The organism is Nocardia sp. NPDC088792, assembly GCF_044750615.1.
GTDB lineage: Bacteria > Actinomycetota > Actinomycetes > Mycobacteriales > Mycobacteriaceae > Nocardia.
The window spans coordinates 1,168,892-1,193,956 of record NZ_JBIVKC010000001.1 but is presented as its reverse complement, the minus strand read 5'-3'; the positions used below and the strand labels follow the sequence as shown (position 1 = coordinate 1,193,956).

The 25,065-nt window shown below is 67.9% G+C and carries 24 protein-coding genes and 1 pseudogene; 13 read left to right on the top strand and 12 right to left on the bottom strand.

Translation table 11 applies throughout. The features are described 5' to 3' along the window. Positions 1 to 124: 124 nt before the first annotated feature. Positions 125 to 730, bottom strand: a complete 606-nt coding sequence (locus tag ACIP5Y_RS05850; RefSeq protein WP_400347940.1) for a TetR/AcrR family transcriptional regulator — start codon at positions 728 to 730, stop codon at positions 125 to 127. A 69-nt stretch (positions 731 to 799) separates the two neighbouring features. On the opposite strand from ACIP5Y_RS05850, the gene ACIP5Y_RS05845 reads away from it, so the two are divergent. Together ACIP5Y_RS05845 and ACIP5Y_RS05840 are read left to right on the top strand one after the other, a co-directional pair. Beyond that, the gene (locus ACIP5Y_RS05845) at positions 800 to 1,546 is read left to right on the top strand and encodes an MBL fold metallo-hydrolase (RefSeq protein WP_400347939.1); all 747 of its coding nucleotides are present in this window, start codon (positions 800 to 802) and stop codon (positions 1,544 to 1,546) included. Between the two features lie 119 nt (positions 1,547 to 1,665). Beyond that, positions 1,666 to 2,148: a hypothetical protein gene (locus tag ACIP5Y_RS05840; RefSeq protein ID WP_400347937.1), complete on the top strand. Its 483-nt coding sequence runs from the start codon at positions 1,666 to 1,668 to the stop codon at positions 2,146 to 2,148. Positions 2,149 to 2,190: 42 nt separating this feature from the next. Here the strand turns inward: ACIP5Y_RS05840 and ACIP5Y_RS05835 are convergent, their stop codons facing one another. From ACIP5Y_RS05835 to ACIP5Y_RS05825, 3 genes are all read right to left on the bottom strand, one after another. Then, a complete protein-coding gene (locus ACIP5Y_RS05835; protein WP_400347935.1) occupies positions 2,191 to 3,414 on the bottom strand; it encodes an RtcB family protein in 1,224 nt (407 codons plus the stop codon). An 80-nt stretch (positions 3,415 to 3,494) separates the two neighbouring features. Continuing rightward, complete coding sequence (locus ACIP5Y_RS05830; RefSeq protein ID WP_400347933.1) at positions 3,495 to 4,721, bottom strand: glutamate ABC transporter substrate-binding protein; 1,227 nt, start codon at positions 4,719 to 4,721, stop codon at positions 3,495 to 3,497. 158 nt (positions 4,722 to 4,879) lie between these two features. Next, positions 4,880 to 5,434, bottom strand: coding sequence for a TetR/AcrR family transcriptional regulator (locus tag ACIP5Y_RS05825; RefSeq protein ID WP_400347931.1), 555 nt, complete (start codon positions 5,432 to 5,434; stop codon positions 4,880 to 4,882). 85 nt (positions 5,435 to 5,519) lie between these two features. Between ACIP5Y_RS05825 and ACIP5Y_RS05820 the strand changes: the two genes are divergently transcribed. The 3 genes from ACIP5Y_RS05820 to ACIP5Y_RS05810 all read left to right on the top strand — a co-directional run bounded on the left by ACIP5Y_RS05820 (position 5,520) and on the right by ACIP5Y_RS05810 (position 6,875). Next, entirely contained in the window at positions 5,520 to 5,942 is a 423-nt protein-coding gene (locus ACIP5Y_RS05820) for a nuclear transport factor 2 family protein (protein ID WP_400347929.1), read from the top strand. A 91-nt stretch (positions 5,943 to 6,033) separates the two neighbouring features. Then, a complete protein-coding gene (locus tag ACIP5Y_RS05815; RefSeq protein WP_400347927.1) occupies positions 6,034 to 6,510 on the top strand; it encodes a MarR family winged helix-turn-helix transcriptional regulator in 477 nt (158 codons plus the stop codon). Continuing rightward, complete coding sequence (locus ACIP5Y_RS05810; protein WP_400347925.1) at positions 6,507 to 6,875, top strand: DUF5313 family protein; 369 nt, start codon at positions 6,507 to 6,509, stop codon at positions 6,873 to 6,875. Before ACIP5Y_RS05815 ends, ACIP5Y_RS05810 begins: the two co-directional genes overlap by 4 nt. 73 nt (positions 6,876 to 6,948) lie before the next feature. Here the strand turns inward: ACIP5Y_RS05810 and ACIP5Y_RS05805 are convergent, their stop codons facing one another. The 4 genes from ACIP5Y_RS05805 to ACIP5Y_RS05790 form a co-directional block, all read right to left on the bottom strand. Beyond that, complete coding sequence (locus ACIP5Y_RS05805; protein ID WP_400347923.1) at positions 6,949 to 7,377, bottom strand: DUF4189 domain-containing protein; 429 nt, start codon at positions 7,375 to 7,377, stop codon at positions 6,949 to 6,951. Positions 7,378 to 7,489: 112 nt separating this feature from the next. Next, complete coding sequence (locus tag ACIP5Y_RS05800; RefSeq protein ID WP_400347921.1) at positions 7,490 to 8,449, bottom strand: alpha/beta hydrolase; 960 nt, start codon at positions 8,447 to 8,449, stop codon at positions 7,490 to 7,492. 35 nt (positions 8,450 to 8,484) lie between these two features. After that, positions 8,485 to 9,237 (bottom strand): glucose 1-dehydrogenase, encoded by a 753-nt coding sequence (locus ACIP5Y_RS05795; protein ID WP_400347919.1) that lies wholly within the window; start codon positions 9,235 to 9,237, stop codon positions 8,485 to 8,487. A 12-nt stretch (positions 9,238 to 9,249) separates the two neighbouring features. After that, entirely contained in the window at positions 9,250 to 10,395 is a 1,146-nt protein-coding gene (locus ACIP5Y_RS05790; RefSeq protein ID WP_400347917.1) for an LLM class flavin-dependent oxidoreductase, read from the bottom strand. Between the two features lie 222 nt (positions 10,396 to 10,617). On the opposite strand from ACIP5Y_RS05790, the gene kstD reads away from it, so the two are divergent. The 3 genes from kstD to ACIP5Y_RS05775 are packed head-to-tail and all read left to right on the top strand — an operon-like array spanning position 10,618 to position 13,856. Then, positions 10,618 to 12,279 carry a 3-oxosteroid 1-dehydrogenase gene (gene kstD / locus ACIP5Y_RS05785; protein WP_400349148.1) on the top strand — a complete coding sequence of 554 codons (1,662 nt, stop codon included), beginning with the start codon at positions 10,618 to 10,620 and terminating at the stop codon, positions 12,277 to 12,279. A gap of 1 nt (position 12,280) precedes the next feature. Continuing rightward, on the top strand, positions 12,281 to 13,012 hold the full coding sequence (locus ACIP5Y_RS05780) for a glucose 1-dehydrogenase (RefSeq protein WP_400347915.1): 732 nt from the start codon (positions 12,281 to 12,283) through the stop codon (positions 13,010 to 13,012). A gap of 28 nt (positions 13,013 to 13,040) precedes the next feature. Beyond that, the gene (locus ACIP5Y_RS05775; RefSeq protein ID WP_400347913.1) at positions 13,041 to 13,856 is read left to right on the top strand and encodes an SDR family NAD(P)-dependent oxidoreductase; all 816 of its coding nucleotides are present in this window, start codon (positions 13,041 to 13,043) and stop codon (positions 13,854 to 13,856) included. Positions 13,857 to 13,932: 76 nt separating this feature from the next. Here ACIP5Y_RS05775 and ACIP5Y_RS05770 read toward each other — a convergent pair whose 3' ends face one another. Then, on the bottom strand, positions 13,933 to 15,540 hold the full coding sequence (locus tag ACIP5Y_RS05770; protein ID WP_400347911.1) for a FadD3 family acyl-CoA ligase: 1,608 nt from the start codon (positions 15,538 to 15,540) through the stop codon (positions 13,933 to 13,935). Positions 15,541 to 15,778: 238 nt separating this feature from the next. Between ACIP5Y_RS05770 and ACIP5Y_RS05765 the strand changes: the two are divergent. Beyond that, positions 15,779 to 17,323: pseudogene (locus tag ACIP5Y_RS05765) on the top strand (pyruvate, phosphate dikinase); the annotation flags it as partial. Positions 17,324 to 17,906: 583 nt separating this feature from the next. Continuing rightward, entirely contained in the window at positions 17,907 to 18,662 is a 756-nt protein-coding gene (locus tag ACIP5Y_RS05760; RefSeq protein WP_400347909.1) for a tyrosine-protein phosphatase, read from the top strand. 6 nt (positions 18,663 to 18,668) lie between these two features. On the opposite strand, the gene ACIP5Y_RS05755 is transcribed toward ACIP5Y_RS05760, so the two are convergent. After that, on the bottom strand, positions 18,669 to 19,760 hold the full coding sequence (locus ACIP5Y_RS05755) for a winged helix DNA-binding domain-containing protein (RefSeq protein WP_400347907.1): 1,092 nt from the start codon (positions 19,758 to 19,760) through the stop codon (positions 18,669 to 18,671). Between the two features lie 84 nt (positions 19,761 to 19,844). Between ACIP5Y_RS05755 and ACIP5Y_RS05750 the strand changes: the two genes are divergently transcribed. The 3 genes from ACIP5Y_RS05750 to ACIP5Y_RS05740 all read left to right on the top strand — a co-directional run bounded on the left by ACIP5Y_RS05750 (position 19,845) and on the right by ACIP5Y_RS05740 (position 23,687). Next, positions 19,845 to 20,684: a glycosyl hydrolase family 32 gene (locus ACIP5Y_RS05750; protein WP_400347905.1), complete on the top strand. Its 840-nt coding sequence runs from the start codon at positions 19,845 to 19,847 to the stop codon at positions 20,682 to 20,684. Positions 20,685 to 20,773: 89 nt separating this feature from the next. Beyond that, positions 20,774 to 22,192 (top strand): L-fucose/L-arabinose isomerase family protein, encoded by a 1,419-nt coding sequence (locus ACIP5Y_RS05745; RefSeq protein ID WP_400347904.1) that lies wholly within the window; start codon positions 20,774 to 20,776, stop codon positions 22,190 to 22,192. A gap of 1 nt (position 22,193) precedes the next feature. Next, positions 22,194 to 23,687 (top strand): FGGY-family carbohydrate kinase, encoded by a 1,494-nt coding sequence (locus tag ACIP5Y_RS05740; protein WP_400347902.1) that lies wholly within the window; start codon positions 22,194 to 22,196, stop codon positions 23,685 to 23,687. Positions 23,688 to 23,691: 4 nt separating this feature from the next. Here the strand turns inward: ACIP5Y_RS05740 and ACIP5Y_RS05735 are convergent, their stop codons facing one another. Then, entirely contained in the window at positions 23,692 to 24,117 is a 426-nt protein-coding gene (locus ACIP5Y_RS05735; protein ID WP_400347900.1) for a DUF1707 domain-containing protein, read from the bottom strand. Between the two features lie 229 nt (positions 24,118 to 24,346). Beyond that, a complete protein-coding gene (locus tag ACIP5Y_RS05730; protein ID WP_400347898.1) occupies positions 24,347 to 24,985 on the bottom strand; it encodes a TetR/AcrR family transcriptional regulator in 639 nt (212 codons plus the stop codon). Positions 24,986 to 25,065: the final 80 nt, after the last annotated feature.

The following is a 25,065-nucleotide window of genomic DNA, read 5'->3' as shown; positions in this document are numbered from 1 at the left end:
TGCGCAAGGAATCACCCCGACCTCGGCACCTGCCGAACCCACGCCGAGATGGATCGGCGTCAGCTGCTTCGGCGTACGTCGTGGCCGTCAGGGCGCCCGCCGCCGCGTCGGTTCGAATCGGCCGTCAGTGTGCTGCGGCCAGGTGGGCGTCCACCAGGGTGCGGATCAGTGTCTCCAAGGGTGGCCAGGGGAAGCTGGGGCGGTCCTGGCGGAGGGTGATGAGGCCGTGCAGGGCTGCCCAGAGGCAGGACGCGGTGGCGGTGGGGTCGGGGCTGTCGCAGGCGGCGGCGGTGTCGACGAGGAGGCGGAAGGTGGGGAGGCCGGGGAGTTGGGCGTCGGTGGGTTCCCAGCCGGGGGTGCCGGCGGTGCCGAAGAGGACGCGGTAGTGGCCGGGGTGGTGGACGCCGTAGTCGGCGTAGGCGTGGCAGATGGCGGAAAGCTGTTGTGCCGGATCGTCTTCCGGTGCGGAGTCGCGGGCGGCGAGCAGGGCGGCGTGCAACTCGGTGAAGCGCAGCGCGTAGACGGCGGTGAGCAGTTCCCGGCGGTCGGCGAAGTGCAGATAGGCGCTCTGTGGTGCGATGCCGACGGCGCGGGCGACGGCGCGCATGGACAGCGCCTCCTGGCCGTCGAGTTCCTCCAGCAGGCGGCTGGCCGCTTCGACGAGTTCGGCGCGCAGCAGGGCTCCCTCGCCGCGGCGGTTGCGGCTGCGGACGGTGGGGTTGGCGTTCACCTTGACAGCTTAACAAGACGGGCGTCTACTGACACGTGTCAACAGACGCTTGTCTTGTTAGGAATCGCGATGCTCACCATGACCCGCATCGTCCATGCCAGCGTTCTCCTCGATTTCGGTGGCGCCCGGATCCTCACCGATCCCTGGTTCTCCGAGAGCCGCTTCTATCGCCCCGGCGAGCCACGCAGCATCGCCACCGCCGCTGAGTTGCCCGAATTGGCGGGCATTGTCATCAGCCACGGCCATATCGATCACTGTGATCTCGCGAACCTCACCGGCTATCCGGATAAATCGGTCCCGTTCGCCGTGGTGCCGGGCCTGGCCGACCGGGTGCGGGCCGCCGGTTTCACCCAGGTTGTCGAGCTGGCACCGTGGCAGCGAACGCAGCTGGGCCCGGTGGAGGTGACGGCCGCCCCCGCCAGCCACGGCGTCCCGGAGGTCACGTTCGTGCTGCGCGCCGACGGCCATACCGTGTTCTTCGGCGCCGACACCCTGCGCATCGCCGAATTGGACGATATCGCAGCCCGATTCGGCGAGGTGGATCTGGCGCTGGTCCCGGTCAACGGGCTGCGTATCCGGCCCGCCTTCAATCGTCAGGTGGTCATGGATGCCGGCGAGGCCGCCGATCTGGTCGGGACGCTGCGCCCGCGCATCGCGGTGCCCATCCACTACGCCTTCTCCAGCGGCCCGCTCGGCGACCGCATCATGACCAAATCCGATAAGCAGGGTCCGGAGCGTTTCCTCGTTGCCGCAGCGGATCTCGCGCCGGACACAGTGGTGCAAATACTCCCAACCGGACAGTCGCTCGCCGTGTGAAACTCCTGTTGGGAGCGCATTGATTGCGGTGCAGTCAAGATCGCGCAGAATCCCGTGCCGGGACGGACAATGGGAGTCCGGGCACGAAGGGCGTCCCGGGGGTGCGCAGGGAGACGAGGATGCCGGAGAAGTTCCCATCGCCCGCGGGCTGGTCGCCGCCGGGGGCGCAGTTCCGTAGCAAGAACAATACCTCCAGGACCGTGATCGGGACCGTTGTGGGCCTGATTCTCACCCCGATCGGCATCGCGTTCGCCGCCCGCGGCGCCGCCGGGACCAGACAGTGGGTCATCCTGGGCAATCTGAGCGATCGCCTGGGGTCGACCTTCGAAATCCTGCTGGGCGCAGCGCTTTTCCTGATCGTGGCGGCGCTGGCCGCCTATTCCCCGCCGGGTACCCTGATCGCGGGCCTGGTCTGGGGTGTACTGCCCGGCGTCATCCATTTGATCTTTCCGGACGACACCTTCCGGTTGATCGGTGATATCCCGAACATCTCGTCCGATATGCAGGTGGCATTGTTCCAGTGGCTGCAGACGGGTTTTCCGTTGATAGTCGGCATCCTGCTGGTCGGGGCAGGAGCGGCGGCGACCTTGCGCCGCCGCTGAATCGCCGCCGCTACCAACAGGATCACCCGTCTACGAGCAGGATCAACCCTTCACGCACAGGACCTGGCGAAGCGTGGCGACGATATCCACCAGGTCCGCCTGCGCGGCGATGACCTGATCGATGTCCTTGTACGCCGCCGGAATCTCGTCCACGACTCCGGCATCCTTCCGCGACTCCACACCTTCGGTCTGCGCGATCAGATCGGCCACCGTGAACTGCCGCTTGGCCGCATTCCGGCTCATCCGCCGCCCCGCCCCGTGCGACGCCGACTGGAACGAGGCCGCATTCCCCTTGCCCCGCACCACATACGACCGAGTACCCATCGACCCCGGAATGAGCGCGAGATCCCCCGCGCCCGCCCGCACCGCGCCCTTACGGGTCACCAGCATGGGGATGCCGTCGATGAGCTCCTCCGCCACATAGTTGTGGTGGCAGGAGATGGGGTCGTCGAAAAGCACTGTGCGCTCGCCGAATTCCTCGCGGACCGCCTTGCAGACCAGGGCCAGCATGACGGCCCGATTACGGGCCGCGTACTCCTGTGCCCAGGTCAGATCGCGCCGGTAGGCATCCATTTCCGGTGTCCCGGAGAGGAATACGGCCAGATCGCGATCGGGCAGGTCCTGGTTGTGCGGGAGCTTGCGGGCGACGGCCATGTGCCGTTCGGCGAGTTCCTTGCCGATATTGCGGCTTCCGGAGTGCAGCAGGATCCAGACTCGATCTTCCGAATCCAGACAAACCTCGCAGAAGTGATTGCCGCCGCCTAGCGTTCCCATCTGCTTGTGCGCCTTGGATTCACGAGCCTGCACGGCCGGATCCAGGGCGTCGAACGCCTTCCAGAAGCGCTCCCACCCCGCACGCAGGGTGGTGCCCGCCGCTCGTTGCCCGGAGATCTCGGCATTGAGCCGGTTCACGTTCACCGGGTCGTCGTGCGCGGCGAACCCGACCGGCACCGCCGCCTCGATCCGAGATCGCAACGGGTGCAGGCTGTCCGGCAGATCCGATGCCGTCAGCGAGGTCCGCACCGCCTCCATGCCGCAGCCGATATCGACTCCGACGGCGGCGGGCGCGACCGCGTCCTTCATGGCGATGACGGATCCGACGGTCGCACCCTTGCCGAGGTGCACATCCGGCATTACCCGTACGCCGTGGACCCATTCCAGTTGCGCGATATTCCGCAGCTGTTGCAGCGCGGCCGGTTCGACCTCGTGCTCGTGGGCCCACATAAGTGTCTGCGCTCGGGTACCGCGCAGCTCGACGGGAAACATCGGACTTTCCTTCCTGTTGACTGCCACCCACCGTAGGTGCGGGCCGGGCCCGCACGCATCGGATTATTCGGGCGGTGGTCTCAGGGTTCGACGAAGTCGGCGGCGAGGCCGCAGAGTTTCCAGGAGCCTTCGCGGCGGACCATGGTGCCGGTGTAGTCGATGTCCTTGAAGTAGCCGCGGTATTTGTCGGGGACATTGGTGAAGGCTTCGTGGAAGGCGAAAGTGGCGTTGTTCGGGTCGGTTTGGGTGACGCCGGTGACGGTGTTGGTGAAGCCGGCGGACTTCACTTCGGCGCCGAGGGTTTTGTCGTATTGCGGGGTGTATTGCAGGACGATCTGGTCGATTTCGTCGGCGGTTTCGGGGCAGACCAGGGAGCGGAAACCTTCCCAGTCGCGGGCGTTGGAGGTTGCCGTGACGGCCTTGGTGGTCTGCACCAGATCGGTGTCGAGGGTGGTGGGGTCGCCGGGTTCGACGGCCCGGTCGGGTGCGTTGAAGACGACGGGTTCGGGCAGTGGGACGTAGCCGGTGGCGGCGAGGTTGCCTTCCATGAAGCGGCGCCAGCTGCCGTCGTCGATCATCATGCGCACGATCGAGGTGATGCGGGTCTGCAGGTCGAGATCGCCCTTGCGGATGCCGATTCCGTAGCGTTCGCGGGTGAAGCGGTGTCCGGCCACGCGCAGCATGCCGGGGTGTTCGTGGGCGAAGCCGGCGAGGATGACGTCGTCGGTGCTGACGGCGTCGGCGGTGCCGGAGATGAGGTCGGCGACGCATTGCGTATAGGTGTCGCGGGTGCTGAGTTTGACGTCCTGGGCGAAGCTGCGCCGGATCTTGTCGGCGGAGGTGGAGCCTTCGGCGGTGCAGACGGTGCGGCCGTCGAGGTCCTCGGGCCGGTCGATGTCCTTCTCGCTCTGCCGCACCAGCAGGTCCTGCCCGGTCATCAGATAGGGCCCGGCGAAGGAGACGAGCTGCTGGCGGCCGGCGGTGATGGAGTAGGAGGCCACGACGAAATCGACTGCGCCGGAATTCAACAGGTTTTCCCGCTGGTCGGATCGGGCTTCTTTCCAGGTGATGTGGTCGGGGGTGACGCCGAGTTTGCCGGCGATATAGCGGGCGGTGTCGATATCGAAGCCGTGCGGGGTGCCGTCCGGTGCGCGGACGGAAAGTCCGGGTTGGTCGAATTTGATGCCGATGGTGAGTGTTCGCGGTGGCGCCTGCGGTGGCTGCTGGGCGGTGGGGGTGGTGTGCTGGCCGCAAGCTGTCAAGGTCAGACCGGCCGTGAGGGCGACGGCACGGAACGCACGCATCATCGAACCTGATCTCCTGTCATCGACGCAGTGGATTAACGGGAAGAACAAGCCGGGCCGGGGCGCCGGAATGGCGACCGCTCAGCACATGCGTGCATCCAATCACTCGCGATGACGAAACGTGTGCACATTCGCGATCAGCGTGTGCTGAACATTTGCGGCTAGTGGGTACGCAATCCGTCGATCATGACGGTGAAGGCGCGGGCGTGAATTCCGGGATCGGCCCCACCGTCGTGGATGGCGAGGAACAGCCCCTTCAGGATGGCCATCAGGTCGTCGATGCCGATATCGTTCCGCACCGCGCCCGCTCGTTGTGCCGCGGTCAGCAATTCGCCTATGGCACTTTTCATTTCGTAGGTCTGCGCCAGGAAGTCCGCTGCGCGCCGGGGCCCGATGGCGTCGGCCAGGTCTCGTTTGACGCCGCCGTCCGCGGCCATCTGTTCCAGATAGTCGAAGAAGGCCGCACCCGGGTCGTCGGTTTCGGCGCCCGCCCGGGCGATGGCGGTCATGCGCTCGACGCGGTCGAGCATGGCGGCCTCGAACAGCGCTTCTTTGGTGGGGAAGTGCCGGTACACGGTCCCCGCGCCGACTCCCGCGCGTCGGGCGATCTCGTCCAGTGGCACCGAAATGCCTTCGGTCGCAAAGGCTTCCTGTGCGGCGGCCAGGACGCGTTCGCGATTGCGGCGGGCGTCGGCGCGCAGTGGACGGTCGGTCATCTGCGAAAGCCTACCCGGCCATTGACAAGCGGGGCGAGCGCCCCGAATACTAACCGGGTCCTACGTTCCGTTTTTGGAGGCAAAAATGTCCACTTCCGTAGCCACCCCTCGTGACCTGGTCGAACAGCTTTTCCGCGGGCTGCCCTCGCGCGATGCCGACGGCTTCGCCAAGCTGATGGCCGATGACGCGGTGTTCGAAATGCCGTTCCGGGTGCCCGGCATGCCGGCGCGACTGGAGGGCCGCGATCAGATCCGCGAGTATCTGGCGAACCGCTGGACGGGCATGTCCGGCTTGGAGGTTCACGGCATCACCCCGCATATCTACGAGACCACCGATCCGGGGGTCTTCGTGGTCGAGAACGATGTCGATATGACGCGCCCCGGTCAGGAGCGGCGGTCGGTGCGCAGCTCGGTCAATGTGGTGCACGTCCGGAACGGCCAGGTCACGCTCTTCCGCGACTACATGGACACGGCCCGGCTGCTGAGTCTGGCCCTGTCGCAGCTGTAGGTGTGACGGCTATTACCCATCAGATCGCGGACAAACAGTTAGTGCGTTAACTATTATTGCCCTAACGACGACGATCGAGGAGGGCCGGCACATGGAATCGGAGGCCGAGGATCCGCTGCGGCTGGACCGGCAGGTCTGCTTCGCGCTGGCGGTCGCCAATCGCGCGGTGCTCGCGGTGTATCGGCCACTGCTGGAGCCCATGGGACTCACCCATCCGCAGTATCTGGTGCTGCTGGCGCTGTGGGGGGAGGCGCCGATGTCGGTCAAGGACATCGGCGAGGCCATTCAACTCGATTCGCCGACGCTGTCGCCGCTGCTCAAGCGGTTGGAGGCGGCCGGGCTCATCACCCGGCGGCGGGACAGCAACGATGAACGCAATCTCGTCGTCGATCTGACTCCGGAAGGCCGGGCGCTGCGCAACGAGGCCGAGCGGATTCCGCCCGCGGTGGTGGAACGCCTCGGCGTGAGCCTGGCCGACCTGGAGGAACTGCGCGACGTGCTCACCCGCGTCAATGACGCGGCACGTCGCTCGGTGCTGGTGGAACCGTCGAAGGGAACCCGGAAGTGAAGCGTCCCAACCCCATTCAGTGGATCGGTTACTCCTGCGGTCGCAAACTCCCCGACGACCTGCGGGATTGGGTCCGCCACGACCTCACCGGAACCTTCGCGCTGCCCCGGCACATCGTGCGCGGGCTGTTCCCGCTGACCCCGATCTTCGCGCTGTTCCTGCTGTTCCCGGGCGAACTGTGGTTGCGCGGCGCCATGATTCTGCTGGCCGTACTGCTGGCGGTCTTCTACATCGTCGCCTACATGCCGATGAACCGCGCACACCGCCTGGCGAAACACGGCTTCCCCCAAGACCTGGAGAACCCGGCCCGCGCCACCCGCCGCGCCGCCGAACGCGCCGCCTACGAAGCGCGCTACCCGCACTGAGCGGGAACTCATTGCGGCATCGGCCGAGAGGCCGCCACCATGGTTTCCCGCTCGTGAGCTATTGCGCGATGGGTTACTGCGCGTCGGGGCCGCAGGCGGAGGTGACCACGTGGGCGGGTTGGGCTTGGGCGCTGCCGAGATCGGGGAAGGGCGGGTTGCTCTGGCCGAGGCTGGTGACGGCGGCCTGTTCGGCATCGCTCTTGCTGCCGCCGGTGGCCCAGCCGAATTGGCCGTCCGCGCCCTGGGCGACGGCGGCGCAGCCGCCGGTGAAGTGCAGGACTATCTCGCAGTCGTAGTTGGAACAGTCGCGGATGACGGCGGCGTCGGCGGTGGTTTTGCTGGGCAGGCCCGCGTCGACCACGGCGGAGTTCTTCAGCCGCGAGACCGCGATGGCGCCGTAGTACTGGCCGGGCTGGTCGGCGGCCGCCGTGCCGGCCGCGCCGATCGTGCATCCGACAACAGTCATGGCCGCGGTGAGAGCGGCCATCCGTGCGAGAGACAAGAGCTTCCCCGAGACATCCGAAGATCAACTGACCTTCGCGATGTTACGCAAATCGGGCGTGCGTGAACAGGTTTCGCGCTGGAATTTGCCTGGGAAGCGGGTGGCGCTCCGGTCAGCGGGCCTCGGACCTGGTGCGGGCCAGGGCCCGGCGCAGCGCGTCGAAGGCGGCGGCATTGGCTTGCCGGGTCTCCTCGAGGTGGAAGGCCATGGTCATGAAGCCGTGCACCGTGCCGGGGCTGCGGTGGATCTCCGCCGGGACCCGGGCGGCCCGCAGCCGCCGGCCGTACTCCTCGCCCTCGTCCCGCAGCGGATCGAATTCGGCGGTGACGATATGCGCGGGCGGCAATCCGGTGAGGTCGGCGACGGCAGGATTGGCGTAGGGGTCGGACCGTTCGGCGTCCGAGTTCAGGTATTGCTGCCAGTACCAGCGGATGTGGGCGGCGGTCGTGAAGTAGCCCTCGGCGTTCTCGGTGTGGGATCCGGTGTCGCAGAACGGATTCAGCATCGGATACATGAGCAGCTGGAACACGATGTCGGGGCCGCCGTTGTCGCGGGCCTGCAAGGCGGCGACGGTGGCGAGATTGCCGCCCGCGCTGTCGCCCGCGACGGCCACCCGCTCCGGATCGCCGCCGAGGGATTCGGCATTGTCGGCGACCCAGCGCAGGACGGCATAGGCATCGTCGGCGGCCGCGGGGAAGCGGGCGTCGGGTGCGCGCCGGTAGTCCACCGACACCACGATGACGCCCGCTTGATCGGCCATGGTGCGGCAGAAGCGATCGTGACTGTCCAAGCCGCACAGCACGAATCCGCCGCCGTGATAGAACACCACCACACCCGGTGTCCCGTCGGCGTCGAGTGGCCGGTACAGCCGGACCGGCACCTCGGGCGCGTCCTCCGGGCCGGGCACCAGCCAGTCCTCCACGCCCGCAACGGGAATCGGCTCGACCACCGGGGCGGGCCGGGCGGCCAGGAAGGCCCGCGCCTCCCCGGCGTCGAGCACCTCGGTGCCGAGTTCCGGGAAGGCGGCACTGGCGGCGTCGACGAAGGCGCGCCATTCGGGAGACAGCGGCATGGTGAGTTCCTCGGGGAGACCGGTCGATCGGTGGATTACATGCCGCGCGGAATGAACTTGCCCGCGGCCAGGCCGCCGTCCACCGAGACCTCGGCGCCGGTGATGTAGGCGGCGGCGTCGGAGGCGAGGAAGGCGACGAGTTCGGCGACCTCTTCCGGCAGGCCGGAGCGTTCCAGCGGCAGGGTGGGGAAGCTGCCCGGGCCGATGGTCAGGTACGGCACCATCGGGGTCGCGATGGGGCCGGGGTAGACGGAGTTGACGCGGATCTGGTTCAGGCCCAGTTCCAGTGCGGCGACCCGGCTCAGGCCGCGCAGGGCCCACTTGGAGGAGCCGTAGGCGGCGTGGTTCATCAGGCCCTCGAGCCCGGACTGCGAGGAGATATTGACGATGGCGCCGCCGCCGGCCTCGATCATGGCGGGGACGGCGGCCTTGATGCCGTTGAACGCGCCGACCAGGTTCACCTTCAGGATGCGTTCCAGCTCTTCGGAACTCGTCTCCATAATCGATTTCATGGTGTAGATGGCGGCATTGTTCACCAGGACATCCAGCTTGCCGAAGGCCGAGACGGCCGCCCCGACGGCGGCGGCCCAGCTGTCGGTGTCGGTGACATCGTGGCGCACGAAACGGGCTGCCGTGCCGAGGGATTCGGCGAGTTTCTTGCCTTCGGTGTCGAGTACATCGGTGATGACCACCTGCGCGCCGCGTTCGACGAACAGGCGCGCCTCGGCGGCGCCCTGGCCGCGGGCGGCGCCGGTGATGAGGGCGACTTTGCCGGTCAGATCAGCCATTTCGACTTCCTTCTACTTGTTACGACGGTGTTGGTTCGCACGGAAGTGGGGAATGACCTTGTCTCCCCATTGACGGATGGTTTCGAGGCAGGCCGCTTGCGGCACGGTGCCCATCTGGATCAGGCACAGGATCTCGTCGGCCCCGGCTTCCTGCAACCGCTCCACGTACGCGATGGCGTCGTCGGCATTGCCGTAGGCGTGCTCGGTATTGAAGATGGCGGTGGCGCCGGACTTCACGGGAATCTTGGCTTCGTGCAGGTAGGCGACGTGTTCCTCGGCCGCTTGCCGGATCTTGGCGACCTCGTCGACGGCGGGGTCGACGGCCTCGTCGGGGACCGGTCCGGCGCCGTAGTAATGCTTGATGGACTGGGCGAAGAACCGCTGGCCGCGCGCGCCGATCTGCTGGGCCTGCTCGCGATCGTCGAGCACGATGGTCGGGCACAGGGCGGCGAAGTGGTCGTTGACGACGGTGGAGACGAATCGTTCGCCGGTGCGGGATGCAATGGCGTCGTCGTAGATGCCGCGGAGTTCGGCGATCTCCTCGATGCCCGCGAATCCCAGTACGAGAGCACCGATTCCGTAGTCGGCGGCGAGTTTCAGGGTGTCCTTGCGGGTGCAGGCCATGAACAGCGGCGGATGCGGGCGTTGCACCGGTCGCGGCAGCAGGCGATGCGGCGGGATGTCGAGAAGTTCACCGTGGTACTCGAATTCGCCTTCCGGGTCCTGCCAGGCGGTGGCGATCATGCGCAGTGATTCCTCCACCTCCCGATAGGTGCGGGCGGGATCGACTCCGCACATGGAGGTTTCGACCTCGGTGGCGCCGCGGCCCGCGCCCAGGTTCAGGCGGCCGCCGGAGAGTACGTCCAGCATGGCGGCGCGTTCGGCGGCGCGAACCGGGTGATTGAAGTTGAACGGCATGCAGACCACGCCGTGGCCGATGCGGACGCGCGAGGTTTTGGCGGCCACCCAGGTGAGGAAGATTTCCGGTGCGCTCATGTGCGCGTACCACTTGAGTCCGTGATGTTCGACCGCCCAGACGGCATCGAATCCGACCTGGTCGGCCAGCACGGCCTGGTCCACGCAGTCGCGCAGGACCTGCGCCTCGTGTGCGGCGGTCGGGTCGGTCATCTGCGCTTCGAAGATCATGGAGAACTTCATCGGGGGCTCCTGCCGACGACGTCCGGCCTGTCCGGGCGTCTATGCCTAAACGGAATACTTCTGCACCCATAGCCTCAGGTCATGCGCTTGTCTCAGTGGCCGGGACCACACGGTGCTCACTCCGGACCCCCGACTTAGCGTCGGATGAACAGACACATTTCAACCCTGCGCCGCGCTGAACGCGCGGCGCAGGGCAAGTCAATTCATCTGGACGGGCCTTTCATGGAATTCGAATTCGATGTCGTTGTCGTTGGTTCCGGCGCGGCGGGTATGACGGCCGCGCTGACCGCGGCCTATCGCGGGCTGTCGGTGACACTCATCGAGAAGAGCCGCCTGTTCGGCGGCTCGACCGCGCGTTCCGGCGGCGGCGTCTGGGTGCCGAACAATCCGGTGCTGCAGGCGGCAGGTGTGCCGGACAGCCCGGAGCTGGCGCGGACTTATCTGAAAGCCGTTGTGGGCGATCGGGTTCCGGAGGTCAAGCAGCGGGCGTTCCTGGACAACGGCCCGGCCATGTTCCAGTACATCGGCGCGCGGTCGAAGTATTGGGACTTCGTGTACGACCGGGGCTACTCCGATTACCACCCGGAGTACCCGGGCGGTCTGGCACAGGGCCGCAGCATCGAGCCCAAGCCGATCGACGGGCGGCTGCTCGGCGGGGATCTGCACAAGATCAATCAGCCGACCATGTCCGCGCCCAAAGGCATTGCCATCACGGTCAGCGACTTCCACGACCTGAACATGATCGCGCGCACCTGGGCGGGTAAGAAGACCGCGCTCAAGGTGGGTGCGCTGACCGCGCTGAACCTGATCAAGGGCGCGCTGCCGTTGAGCCTGGGCAAGGCGCTCGCCGCCCGGCTGTGGCTGTCACTGCGCGATGCGGGCGTACCGATCTGGCTGAACACGCCGCTGACCGAGCTGATCACGGAGGGCGGCACCGTGGTCGGCGTGCGCGCCGAGCACGAGGGCCGGCCGGTGGTCATCAAGGCGCGGCGCGGTGTGGTGCTGGCCGCGGGCGGCTTCGAGCACAACCTGGAGATGCGCAAGCAGTACATCTCCGGGCCGCAGAACACCGAGTGGACCGTGGGCGCCACCGAGAATGTCGGTGAGGGCATCGTGGCGGGCCAGAAGGCCGGCGCCGCAGTCGATCTCATGGATGACGCCTGGTGGGGTCCGTCGGTGCGGAATCCCGACGGCCCGCCGTTCTTCTGCCTGGCGGAGCGGTCGCAGCCGGGCGCGATCATCGTGAACGCCAATGGTGAGCGGTTCGTCAACGAGTCCGCGCCGTACGTGAATGTCGTGCACAAGATGTACGAGGTGGAAGCGGAAGTGCCGGGCAGTATTCCGGCGCATTTCATCTTCGATCAGAACTTCCGCGACCGGTACCTGTTCCTCGGCAACTTCCCCAAGCGGCCGCTGCCGCGGAAGTACTTCGACGCGGGGATCATCAAGCAGGCCGATACGCTCGCCGAGCTGGCCGCGAAGCTGGGTGTGCCGGCGGATCGGCTGGCCGCCACCGTGGAGCGCTTCAACGGTTTTGCGCGCAAGGGTCGTGACGAGGACTTCCTGCGTGGCGATTCCGCCTATGACCGTTACTACGGTGACCCGACCGTGAAGCCCAATCCGACCATGGCGCCGCTGGAGCGTGGCCCGTTCTATGCGGTCGAGATGGTGCCCGGCGATCTCGGCACCAAGGGCGGCCTGGTCATCGATGAGCACGCCCGCGTGCTGAACGATCAGGGCGCGGTCATCGAGGGACTCTATGCGGCGGGCAACAACTCCGCCGCGGTCATGGGCAACGACTACGCCGGTGCGGGCGCGACCATCGGCCCCGCCATGGTGTTCGGCTATATCGCCGCCAACCACCTCGCGGATCAGGAGAAGTGATATGGGACGGGTCGGTAGCAAGGTCGTGATCGTCACCGGTGGTGCGCGGGGCATGGGCGCGGCGTTCGCGCGGACGCTCGCCGCCGAGGGCGCGCGGGTGGTCATCACCGATGTGCTCGTGGAGCAGGGGCAGGCGGTGGCGGCCGAAATCGGTGACGCCGCACTGTTTCTGCCGCTCGACGTGACCGACGAGGCCGCGTGGAACGATGTGGTCGCGCAGGCCGAGGCGAAGTTCGGGCCGGTCTCCGGGCTGGTCAACAATGCGGGCATCGTGCACGTGGATCCGATCGAGAAGCTCGCGGAAGCCGACTACCGCAAGGTGATCGACGTCAATCAGGTCGGTGTCTTCCTCGGTATGAAAGCCGTCATCGGGTCCATGCGGCGGGCCGGCGTCGGTTCGATCGTGAACATCTCCTCGACCGGCGGACTGATCGGCTACTCGAACATCCTCGGTTATGTGGCGTCGAAGTGGGCCGTGCGTGGCATGTCCAAAACTGCCGCACAGGAATTCGCCGCCGACAATGTGCGCGTCAACTCCGTGCACCCGGGCATTGTCGCCACCGAGATGGTCGCGGCCTCCGACCGCTCGGCGAATATCGCGGCCAATCAGCCCATCGCCCGCCCCGCGTCCCCGCAGGAGCTCGCCAATCTGGTGCTGTTCCTGATCTCGGACGAGTCCTCCTACAGCACCGGCTCGGAATTCGTGGCCGATGGCGGCTTCACCACTCAGTAACTCCGCTGCGAGACAAGGAAATACCCCCATGAAAGACTTCCGCGGCAAAGTCGCCGTCATCACCGGTGCGGGCGCCGGCATCGGGCGGGCAGTGGCCCTCGAATTGGCTCGTAACGGCGCGCAGCTCGCGCTGTCGGGGCGCAATCTCGACAGTGTGGCCGAGACGGCCGCGCTGTGCGAGAAGGAGGGCGCGAAGGCGCGGGCATACCGGCTCGATGTCACCGACCGGGCCGCGGTGTACGCGCACGCCGATGAGGTGGTCGCGGATTTCGGGCAGGTCAATATTGTCGTCAACAATGCGGGCGTCTCGCTGACCGCCAATATCGAGGACGTCACCTGGGAAGATCTGGAGTGGATCTTCGGCATCAACTTCTGGGGCACCGCGCACGGCACCAAGGCCTTCCTGCCGCATGTGATCGCCTCGGGTGACGGTCATATCGCCAATGTGTCCAGCATGTTCGGCCTGGTGGCCTGCCCGAGCCAGGGCGGCTACAGCTCCTCGAAGTACGCCATGCACGGGTTCACCGACGCACTGCGCCAGGAAATGATCATCTCCGGCTACAACGTGGGCGTCTCCAGCGTGCACCCGGGCATGATAAAGACCGAGATCGCTTGGAAGGCAAGGGCTTCCGCCAACCGCGACCGTGACGCCCTGGCCGCCAACTTCGACAAGCTGGCCAAGACCACCCCGCAGCAGTGCGCCCACACCATCGTCGAGGGCATGCGAAAGAACAAGCCCCTCATTCTGATCGGCTCCGACGCCAAGGCCATGAACTGGATGCGCCGCATCCTCGGCTCCGCCTATATGAAGCCGCTGACCGCGCAGATGCGCAAGGAGATCTGAGTCCCGCGCCCGCCGCGATCCAGGCGCCGGACGATGACCACCGCCCCGTGCCCTCGTGGTACGGGGCCGGTGGTCGTCAATCCGCTTCGCGGAGCAAGTGTTTCGCGACCTTGCCGCCGGCGTTGTGCGGGAGCGAGTCGGTGAAGACGACCTCGCGGGGCACCTTGTAACCGGCGAGACGGGTGCGCGACCATTCGATGACAGCGGCCGGGTCGAGGGTGGTGCCGTCGCGCGGGACGATCACCGCGCGGCCGACCTCGCCCAGGCGCGGATCGGGGATGCCGATGACGGCGACATCGTGGATGTCCGGGTGTTGCAGGAGGATTCGCTCGATCTCGGCGGGGTAGGCGTTGAAGCCGCCGACTATGTACATGTCCTTCAGTCGGTCGGTGATGCGGAGATAGCCGTCGTCGTCGAGGGTTCCGATATCGCCGGTGTGCAGGTAGCCGGACGGGTCGATGGCGGCGGCGGTGGCCTCGGGGTCGTCGAGGTAGCCCTGCATGACATTGGGGCCCTTGACGGTGATCTCGCCGGGTTCGCCGGGCGGTACCGGGGCGCCGTCGCGGTCGAGGAGGCGGATATCGGTGCCGGGCAGGGCCTTTCCGACCGTACCGGCGATGAGTTCGGCGGGGGAGTTCGGTGGGCACACCGTCACGACGCCGATCGATTCGGTGAGGCCGTAGGCGGTGAACACGTAGGGGACGCGCAGGTCTTCGCGGATGCGTTCCACCAGTTCGGTCGGGACGGGTGCGCCGCCGGTGCCGGCCAGGCGCAGGGAACCGAGCATGTGGTCCCGGTAGCCGGCTTGCAGCAGGTCGGTGAAAATCGTTGGCGGACCGGCCAGGACGGTGATGCGCTCGTGCTCGATGAGTTGCAGTGCGCGCGCCGGTTCGAAGCGTTCGATCGGGACCATGGTGGCGGTCTTCAACAGGCAGGCCAGGATGCCCGCCTTGTATCCGAAGGTGTGGGAGAACGGGTTCACCAGGAGATATCGGTCGCGGGCGCGCAAGGTCACCGCATCCGCCCACAGCGAGAACACCTCCAGCGTCTGCCGGTGGGTGGCCAGCACGCCCTTGGGGGCGCCGGTAGTGCCCGAGGTGAACAGGATGTCGGAAATGGCCTCCGGCGCAATCTCGTCGAGGCGCTGCCGCACGGCCTCCGGCGGAATCGTGCTGCCGGGGGCCAGGAATCCCGCCCAGGAACTGATGTCCCAGTCCGCGTCGCCCGCCCCGACCGCGTCGTCGAGCAGGATCAGATTCTCCAGATCCGGTAGCGGACGGCCGGATTCGGCGAGCATGGCCGGATAGTCGGCGCCCAGGAACGTCTGCACCGTGCACACCGCCTTGGCGTGGCTGCGGGCCAGCACCTCCGCGGTCTCGGGTCCGCGCAGGCGGGTGCTGATCGGCACCAGCGTCGCGCCCGCACCGAGCAGGCCCAGCGCGGTGACGATCCAGCGCAGGCCGTTCGGTGCCCACAAGCCCACTCGGTCACCGGTTTCGAGGCCCGACGCCATGGCCGCCCGGGTCACCGCGTCCACCCGATCGGCCAATTCCGCGAAGGTCAACCGCCCCGCCGGTCCGGCGATCGCCACCGCGTCCGGGTACCGCCGCGCCCGGTCCGCCACCAGCGCCGGAATGGTCGATACCGGGGCTGCGGGGGCTCGGGGGCTCAGCCGCCGATCCATGCGCCCATCCTGCCGTACCACCCCTGCCCCGATGCCCGTTTTCCGCGTGCCATCCCGCTGACCGGGCGTGCCAAGAGCATGTCGGGGCGGGTTCCGCTGATCGGGATGCGGCTTGGGTGTGCGGGGCGGCACGCGGCACGCTCGATAGATGTTCCCGAGGCGGGGTTCCGGGATGGGGATGAGTGCACGACATCGAAGGAGTGACATGACCGCCGAACTTGCGCAGCGACCCGGCAGCGTGGCGGATGCTGCCACAGCGGACGTCGCCGTGGTCGAACTCGACGGCGCCTGCGGGCTGTCCCGCGAAAAGATCGGCGGCAAGGCGTGGAGCATCGACCACATGCGGGCGCTCGGCCTGCCCGTGCCCCCGGCCTTCGTGCTCACCACCGATGCCTGGGCCGACTACACCCGGCGCGGTGTGCTCGCCGACGAGATCTGGGCGCAGGTGCTGGCCGGGATCGCCGTGCTCGAGCGCGGCACGGGGCGGCGGTTCGGATCCGCCGAGCGGCCGTTGCTGGTGTCGGTGCGGTCGGGTGCGGCCATCTCCATGCCCGGCATGATGGATACCGTCCTCAATCTCGGAATGACCGATGCGGTGCAGCGGGCGCTCGGCGACGAGACCCGTAATCCCGAATATGCCAACGACACTCGGCAGCGGTTCCTGCACCAGTACCGCGAGACCGTGCTCGGGGATCCGGCCGGGGCGGTGCCCGCGGATCCGTGGGAGCAGCTGCGTGGCGCGATCGAGGCGGTGTTCCGGTCCTGGGATTCGCCGCGGGCCAAGACCTATCGCGCCAACCGCGGGGTGTCCGGCACGCTCGGCACCGCCGTCACCGTGCAGGCCATGGTGTTCGGCAATCTGGACGAATTCTCGGGCACCGGAGTGCTTTTCAGCCGGAGCCCCAATACGGGGAACGGGCCAGTCTATGGTGAATGGCTGGTCGGCGGGCAGGGCGAGGATGTGGTGTCCGGACGCACCACCCCGCGCCCGCTCGACGAACTGGCCGCCGCGCAGCCGGAGGTGCACGAGCGGCTGATCGCCGCCGCGCAGCTGCTGGAACAGGACGGCCGGGATATCCAGGACGTCGAATTCACCGTGGAATCCGGGACGCTGTGGCTGTTGCAGTCGCGCCCGGCCAAGCGGTCGGCGCGGGCCGCGGTGCGCGCCGCCGTCGCCATGGTGGCCGAGGATCTGATCAGCACCGACGAGGCGCTGGCCCGGGTCACCGCCGATCAGGTGCGCGAAGTACTGCGCCCGGCCTCCGGCGATTCGGCCGGTCGGGAACCCTTGACGCGCGGCGAATCCGCCTGCCCAGGACTGGCTTCCGGCATTGTCGTGACCGATCCCGACGAGGCGGAGACCCGCGCGGAGGCGGGCGAGGATGTCATTCTGGTGCGCCCCACCACCAGTCCCGACGATCTGCACGGCATGATCGCCGCCCGCGCCATCGTCACCGAATTGGGCGGCACCACTTCGCATGCCGCGCTGGTGAGCCGCGAACTCGGCCGCCCCTGCGTGGTCGGCTGCGGACCGGGCGTCGTCGAGGCATTGACCGGCCGGACCGTGACCGTGGACGGCGGGGCGGGTCTGGTGCTGCCCGGCGCCGTGGCGGGCAAGCCGGTGGAGCAGGCCGTGCTCGACGATGTCGCGCAACTGGGGCAATGGGCGGGCGTGAACGGCGAACAGCTGGCCGACCGGCTGGAAAGCCACACCGCCGCACTGGAAAACGGTGAGCAGGAACAGGTTTCCGCCGTGGACGCACCCGTGACCGAACTGGCCCTGCTGCGGCTGGTCGGCATCAAGGGCCGGGTCGATGCCGACAACCTGGCCGCAAGTCTCGGTGCCGAGGCGACTGAAATAGCCTCCCGCTGTGCGGAATTGGTCGGCGCCGGGCTCTGCGCCGCCACGCCTGCCGGTTTCCGGCTCACCCCCGCGGGCCTACCGCGGCTGGAACTCCTGCTCGCCGAGGAGCGCGGTACCGTCGACGCGGCCGCCCTGACCGCCGCCTACGACGAATTCTGTGTCTACAACGCGGATCTCAAGGTCATCATCACCGACTGGCAGATGAAGGACCCGGCCACCGTCAACGATCACGCCGACCCCGAGTACGACGCCGGCGTCCTGACCCGCCTCACCGCCACCCATCAGCGCCTGCGCCCGCTCATCCAGCGGCTCGGCGGTCTCGCACCGCGCCTGGTGCGCTATACCGGCCGCCTCGACCGCGCCGTCGAGCGCATCGGCGCGGGTGACCACACCTACGTGGCCCGCCCCATCATGGACAGCTACCACACGGTCTGGTTCGAACTCCACGAAGACCTCATCGGCCTCTGCGGCCTGACCCGCGCGGAAGAGGCGGCGGCCGGCCGTGCCCACTGATTCCCGCTGGGTCGACCTCGACCAGATCGACAATGTCCGCGACCTCGGCGGCCTCCCCGTAATCGGCGGCGGAACAACGCGTTTCGGCGTCGCCTTCCGCTCCAGCACCCTGCAACAGGCCACCTGCGAAGACGTCACCCACCTCACCGGCGCCCTGGGCCTGCGCACCGTCATCGACCTGCGCCTGGCCGACGAAATCGAGCGCGAGGGCTACGGCCTGATCGGCACGGCGGAACTGCACATCGCCAACCTCCCGATCCGCAAGTCGCCGCAATCCTCGCTCGCCGCAAGGGATCTGGTCCCCGACAAGACCCGAGTGGACCTGGCCGAACTCTACGGCCAGTTGCTCGCGGGCAGCCCCGACCAGATCGTCGACGCCGTCCGCTTGGTAATCAACCCGGACCGTCACTCGATCCTCTTCCACTGCGCCGCAGGCAAAGACCGCACCGGCGTCCTGGCCGCCATCCTCCTGGACGCGGTAGGCGTCCACATGACGGCAATCGCCAACGACTACGCCCTCACCAACGAACGCATGCAACGCGTCCGCGACCGCCTCGACGCCCTCCCCTCCTACACGGGCCTCCCACCCGCCAACACCGGCATCCTCGCCGTCACCCCCGAGGTCATGCTCCGCTTCCTCGAAAACCTCTACGCCGACTACGGCGGCGCCGCCGAATGGCTCCTCTCCAACGGCCTCACCGAACCCGAACTGGAACAACTCCGCGAAGTTCTGGTGGCTCGCTGACCGAACTCAGCGGCGATCGATGATCACCTTTCCGTCGGTATCGGGTGTGATGTACGGCAGCAGGTTTGCTGCCTCCTCGAGGATGGCGGCTTCGTCGGTGCGGGTGAGGGGGTGCCACGGGGTTACCCGGATGGTTGAACCGTCCAGGTCCCAGCGGCCGTGGACGAAGCCGTCTACCAGGTACATGGGGACGCCGCCGGAGGCGATCTTGTTGATTCGGGCTCGGTCTTCGTCGCTGATCATGCGGCGGCGGTCGCGGTGGGCCAGGAGGGCGTTGTCGAAGGCGGGGAGGAAGCGGACCGGGGCGGGGGTGTCGGCGGCGGCGAGGGGGGCGTCGGGGACGTCGAAGAGTTCGCGGCCGGATTCGTCCTGGAAGACGCGTAGGCGGGGGCGGAGGCGGGTTACTACTTCGGTCAGGCGGGTGACGCCGGCCCACGCCTGGATGTCGGCGATGGTGGCCGGGCCGAAGGCGGCGAGATAGCGCAGGACCATCGTCTCGGACTGCGGGGCCGACGCGAGTGGGGCGTTCGTCCATTCGTCGGCGAGGGTCACCGCGACGGAGTAGGAGCCCCAGTTGTTCCAGCGGGCGGAGTCGGTGTCGTGGATGAGGGGGTGGAGGTGGCCGAGGATGTGGACGAGGCGGCCGGGGTCGCGGTGGGGGAAGCGCTCGGTGAGGGCGCGGCCCAGGTCGCGGCGGGGGACGGTGCGGCCGGTGAGCAATTCCTTTCCTGCCGTGGCGAATTCGCCCAGATCCAGGCCGGAGAGGGTTTCGCGGAAGTAGATGGCTCGGAGGGCCGCGTCGGGGTCGGGGCGGACGGTGGGGTAGAGCCAGCGGTAGTCGTCGGCGGTGGAGAGGTGGACGGTGCGGCGGATTGTGGTGGCGCGCACCACTGTTCGGTCCTCGAGCAGGGTGGTGAGGTCTTCGTGGCGGAAGTCGGTGAGGCGGGTCCAGAGGCCCACGTAGGGCCAGTTGGGTTCCTGGCCCTGGACGGCGATCAGGTGGCGGATCAGGTCGAGGGCGGGCATCGAGACTCGGGTGGTGAGGTGCTGGCGGAGCAGCAGGGTTCGGTTGAGCTCGCGCAGCGACAGTTCCTTCATGGGAACAGTGTCGGATTCATGTAGGTCAGTTTCGGTCCTACATGGATCGGCGGCGGGGGACTATGGGTGAGGAAGGGAGGAAGTATGCCTCGATCGGTGAATGCCGGTGACTTCCGGCGCGTCTACGATCCGAGCGAACCCGGCGTGCCCTGGTACATCAACGATCACACGGTGATCCGTGGCCGGGATGGGCGGTGGCATCTGTTCGGGATCACGCATGCGGAGCCCGCCGACCCGTGGGACGAGCGCGAGTTCGCGCACGCTACCGCCGCGGACCTGCACGGGCCCTGGATCAAACATCCTGCCGTATTGACCGCGGACCATGACGCCGGCGAGACCCATCTGTGGGCGCCGTTCGTGGTCGACGGCGGGGACCGGTACTGCATGTTCTATGACGGCGGCGGAATCGACCGCACGGCGACGGGCATGCATCTCGCCACTTCCGCCGACCTCTTCGAATGGACCAGGCATCCGGGCAATCCGGTCTTCCGGGACGGCTACGACGCCCGCGACCCCATGCTGTTGCGACTCCGGGATCAGTGGGTCATGTACTACTGCGCCACCAGCACTCCGGCGGGCGGCAATCATGTGGTCGCCTACCGGACCAGCACCGATCTGCTGAACTGGAGTGATCGCCGGATCGCCTACACCGACCCGCTCACCGGGACCGGCGCGGGCAATACCGAATCACCGTTCGTGCTGCGGCACAGGGATTCCTGGTATCTGTTCCTCGGTCCCCGCCCGGACTACCTCGGCACCGACGTCTTCCGCGGTGACGACCCGTTTCACTTCGACCCCGCCGGGAGAGTCGGACATATCGCCGCCCATGCCGCGGAGATCGTGGACGACGGCCGGCTCTGGATCACCAGCGCCGGGTGGGGACAGGGCGGAGTCGCACTGGCCCCCTTGACGTTCCCCGGTTGATCGATTCTGCGGATTTCGGGCGTGGCGGGCGGTCCGGGCTGGAATTCTGGACCCCGAGTCGAGAGTCCACCCACTGCGGGGAGGCAGGCATGGCCCGGATCGGCGTGATCAGTTTCTCCGACGGCCGCGACTACGTGCACGGCGGCATTGTCGGATTCATTCGCACGGTGGAGGATCGGCTGGTCGCCGAGCTGACCGCGGCCGGGCACACCGTGATTCGCGGGGTCGAGCCGGTCGCCGGCAATGACCAGGCGGTCGCGGTGGCGCGGAAGGTGCAGGCCGCGGGCGTCGATCTCACCGTGCTGCACTATGCGGTGTGGGCGTTCCCGCACTTCACCATGCTCGCGGCCGGGCAATTGAGCGGCCCGTTGCTGTTGCTCTCGAATATCGACCCGGTGCAGCCGGGCATGGTCGGCATGCTGGCGGCCGGTGGCGCGCTCGATCAGATCGGGCGCGCGCACGCCCGGCTGTGGGGCGATCCCGCCGACGCGGAACTCATTGCCGCGGTCGGCGAGCGGGCGCGAGCCGCGGCGGCGGTGGCAAGCCTGCGCGGCAGTACCTTCGGGCGCATCGGCGGCCGGCCCATGGGCATGAACACCGCGGTCGCCAATACCGACCAGTGGCAGCGGCTGTTCGGCATCGACGTGGAGGAGATCGACCAGTGGGAGATCGTGCGCCGCGCCGATCAGGCCGACGCCAAGGAGGCGGGCGCGGCGCGAGAATGGCTGGAGCGCACCACCGCGGGGGTGCACTACGACGGCCGCAAGCTCACGCCCGAACTGCTGGAACGACAGTTGCGCTCCTACCTGGCCATGCGGGATCTCATCGCCGAATGGCATCTGGACTTCTCCGGCATCAAGGGTCAGCCGGAGCTCACCCAGCACTTCGCCACCATGGACATCACCGAGGCCTTCCTCAACGATCCATACGACTGGAACGGGCCCAAACCCCCGCATGTGTGCGCCACCGAGGCGGATATGGACGGCGCCCTCACCATGCAGCTGCTCAAGCAGATCTCCGGCACCCCGGTGCTTTTCGCGGATGTCCGGCACTACCACGCCGACCGCGATATCTGGGATCTGTGCAATTCCGGCCAGCACGCCACCTGGTTCGCCGCCCGCAGTGACGACCCGGCGGAGAACCTGGCACGCGTGCACCTGTATCCGGAGGTGTTCTTCTTCCCGGCGGGCGGCGCATCGGTGCACCATCTGGCCGCGCCCGGCCGGATGACGCTGGCCCGGCTCACCCGCAAGGCGGGCGAATACCGGATGCAGTTGATGCTCGGCGATTTCGAGACCTACGACGACGACACCAACGAGGCCTTGATGAAACAGTCCACCCGGGAGTGGCCGCACGCCTTCGCCCGCCTGGACGCCGAGGCGGGCGACTTCCTGAACCGCTTCGGCGCCAACCACATTCACGCGGTGCCGGGTGATCAGCGGGCGACCGTGCGGGTCGCCTGCGAGCTGCTGGGCGTCACCCTCGACGAATTCTCCAGGGCGGGCTGACATGCTGCTCGGCATCGATATCGGCACCTCGGGCTCCAAGGGCGTGCTCGTCGACCGGCACGGCATGGTCGCCATGCGAGCCGAACGGCCACACCGGGTTTCGACCCCGCGACCGGGCTGGGTGGAACACGATGCCGAGCGGGTGTGGTGGGCGGACTTCGTCACCATCGCGCGGGAACTGGTGGCCGCCGCCGACGGCGAACCGCTGGACGCGCTCGCGGTGAGTGGTATCGGGCCGTGCCTGCTACCCGCCGACGGCGACGGCAATCCGCTGCGCCCGGCCATCCTCTACGGCGTCGACACTCGCGCCGGCATCGAGATCGCGGAACTGGACGCGGAATTGGGCGCCGCGACGGTTCTGGAACGCTCCGGATCCCCGCTCACCAGTCAGGCGGTGGGGCCGAAACTGCGCTGGCTCATCCGCCACGAGCCGCGCGTATGGGCGGACACCCGCATGCTGCTCATGGCGAGTTCGTTTCTGGTGCACCGCCTCACCGGCCGCTATGTGCTCGATCATCAATCCGCCAGCCAATGCGTGCCCATGTACGACCTGCCGGCCCGCACCTGGGCGTGGGACTGGGCCGAATCCGTAGCGCCGGGCCTGCGACTACCGGAGTTGGCCTGGCCCACCGAGATCGCCGGCCGGGTCACGCCCGCGGCGGCGGCCGTGACGGGTCTGCCCGCGGGACTGCCGGTCACCACCGGCACCATCGACGCGTGGGCGGAGGCCGCGGGCATCGGGGTGCGCGCGCCCGGCGACATCATGCTCATGTACGGCACCACCATGTTCCTCACCCAGGTGCTCACCGAGCCGACCCCGCATCCGGGGTTGTGGACCACCTGCGGAACCTGGCCCGGCACTTACACTCTGGCCGCCGGCATGGCTACGTCCGGCGCGGTCACGGATTGGCTGCGCACGCTCACCGGCGGTGATTTCACCGATCTGGTCGACGAGGCCGCGCAGGTGCCGCCGGGGAGCCGCGGCCTGCTGGTACTGCCGTATTTCGCCGGGGAACGGACGCCACTGTTCGATCCGGAGGCGCGCGGCATGATCGCCGGACTCACCCTCGGCCATGGCCGGCCCGAGCTGTATCGCGCCGTGCTGGAAGGCATCGGCTACGGGGTGCGCCACAATCTGGAGGCCATGACGGCGGCGGGCGGGCAGGCCACCCGGCTGGTCGCCGTGGGCGGTGGCACCAAGGGCGGGCTGTGGACGCGCATCGTCTCCGATATCACCGGTCTGCCGCAACAGCTTCCGGCCGATACGGTGGGCGCCGCGCTCGGTGACGCACTGCTGGCCGCGGAGGCCGTCGGCCTGGATACCGCCGGATGGAATCCCATTATCGCGACCATCGAGCCGGATCCCGCACGCACCGCGAGCTATGCGCACTACTACCGGCACTACCGCGCACTGTACGAATCCACCCGTGCCACCGCGCATTTCCTGGCCGCCGAACAGCATCGGGCCGCGGCGCCGCCCGGCGCCCGGCGCTAGCGCGTCAGTTCTGCCAGCGCGTGTTGTTGTAGCGGCGGTGGTGCGCGAACACGAAGAAGAACACCGGGAACAGGAAGAACGGCACGAAGTGCGTGGTCACCCCGACAGCGACGCCCAGCACGAGCAGCGCGATCAGGATGATCGGCACCGGCGTGCGCGGCCGGCGCCCGCCCTGCGCCATCCGTCGCTGCGCGAGGGGCGGCGGGACGGGGACGGGTGCGGGGGCGGGTGTGGGCAGATCGGTGAACAGAGGCGTCAGTTCACCCACGGTCTTGGCCGCATAGGCGCGGCCCACCCGCTCGTCGTATTCATCGACATCGAGTCGCCCGGCTGCGAAGTGCTTGCCCAGCGCCTCCGCGGCCTGCTCACGTTCCGCAGTGCCGACGCGTAGTCCGGGCGCGCCGAACATCGCAGGGTTGAAATCGGTCATTGTGCCAACCGCCTAATCCGGGGACCAATCACGCTGTCCCCCAGCGTAGGCGCGTTTCGGGGGATGCGCCTGCGCCGGTTTGCGTATCCGCGCCTACGCCGGGCGGCGTACGGCCGATCGGGGATTGCACGGAGGCTGCCTGCTGCGGAGTGCCGAGGGCTCGGCTCTCGGATCGCGCAGGGCTGTCTGCTGCGGATCGCGCGGGGCTATCTGCTGCAGGTCGCGCGGGCTATTCGGGATCGGGCAGGTCCAGGCCCACTGTGCGAGCCAATACGGCGATCTGGTCGGCGAAGTGCGCGATGAATTCGGGGGAGCGGGGATCCACGCCGCAGACCCCCTCGACGATCTGCGGCAGCGTGGTGGGAGCCATGGCCGCGGACATCAGCATGACCAGCAGGCAGGCCGGATCCAGCTCGGCCGGGAAGCGCCCGGCCGCCTGGAGTGCGCGCAGTTCGCCCACGCCGGCGCCGAGCATGCGATTGCGTGTCTCGTGATCGGGATCGTCCGCGGGGCCCGTGTATTGCAGGCCGCTCCACGCCAGCAGGCGGGCGCCGTCCGGATTGTTCGTCGCCTCCAGCGCGTACCGGCGCAGCTGTTCGGGCAGTGCGGTATCGGGCGGGACGAGCTCGCGCTGCCGCTCCTGCCACAGCTGTGAAACGGCCTGGTAGAGGCCCTCTTTGCCATCGAAGTAGTAGGAGATCAGCTGCACGTTGACGCCGGCGCGGGCGGAGATGGCGCTGATGCGCGCACCGGCATAACCGTGTGCGCCGAATTCGGCGATGGCCGCGTCGAGGATCAGCTTGCGGGTGCGCTCCGGATCGCGCTGCCGCTCCTGGGGCTTGGGTGACCTGCGAGGTTTCGGCGACACGACTGGATCGTACCGCTATTCAGCAGAATCAAGTATGAGGTTGAGTTAATCAAACAAACACTTGACAACGTTTGGGGTCC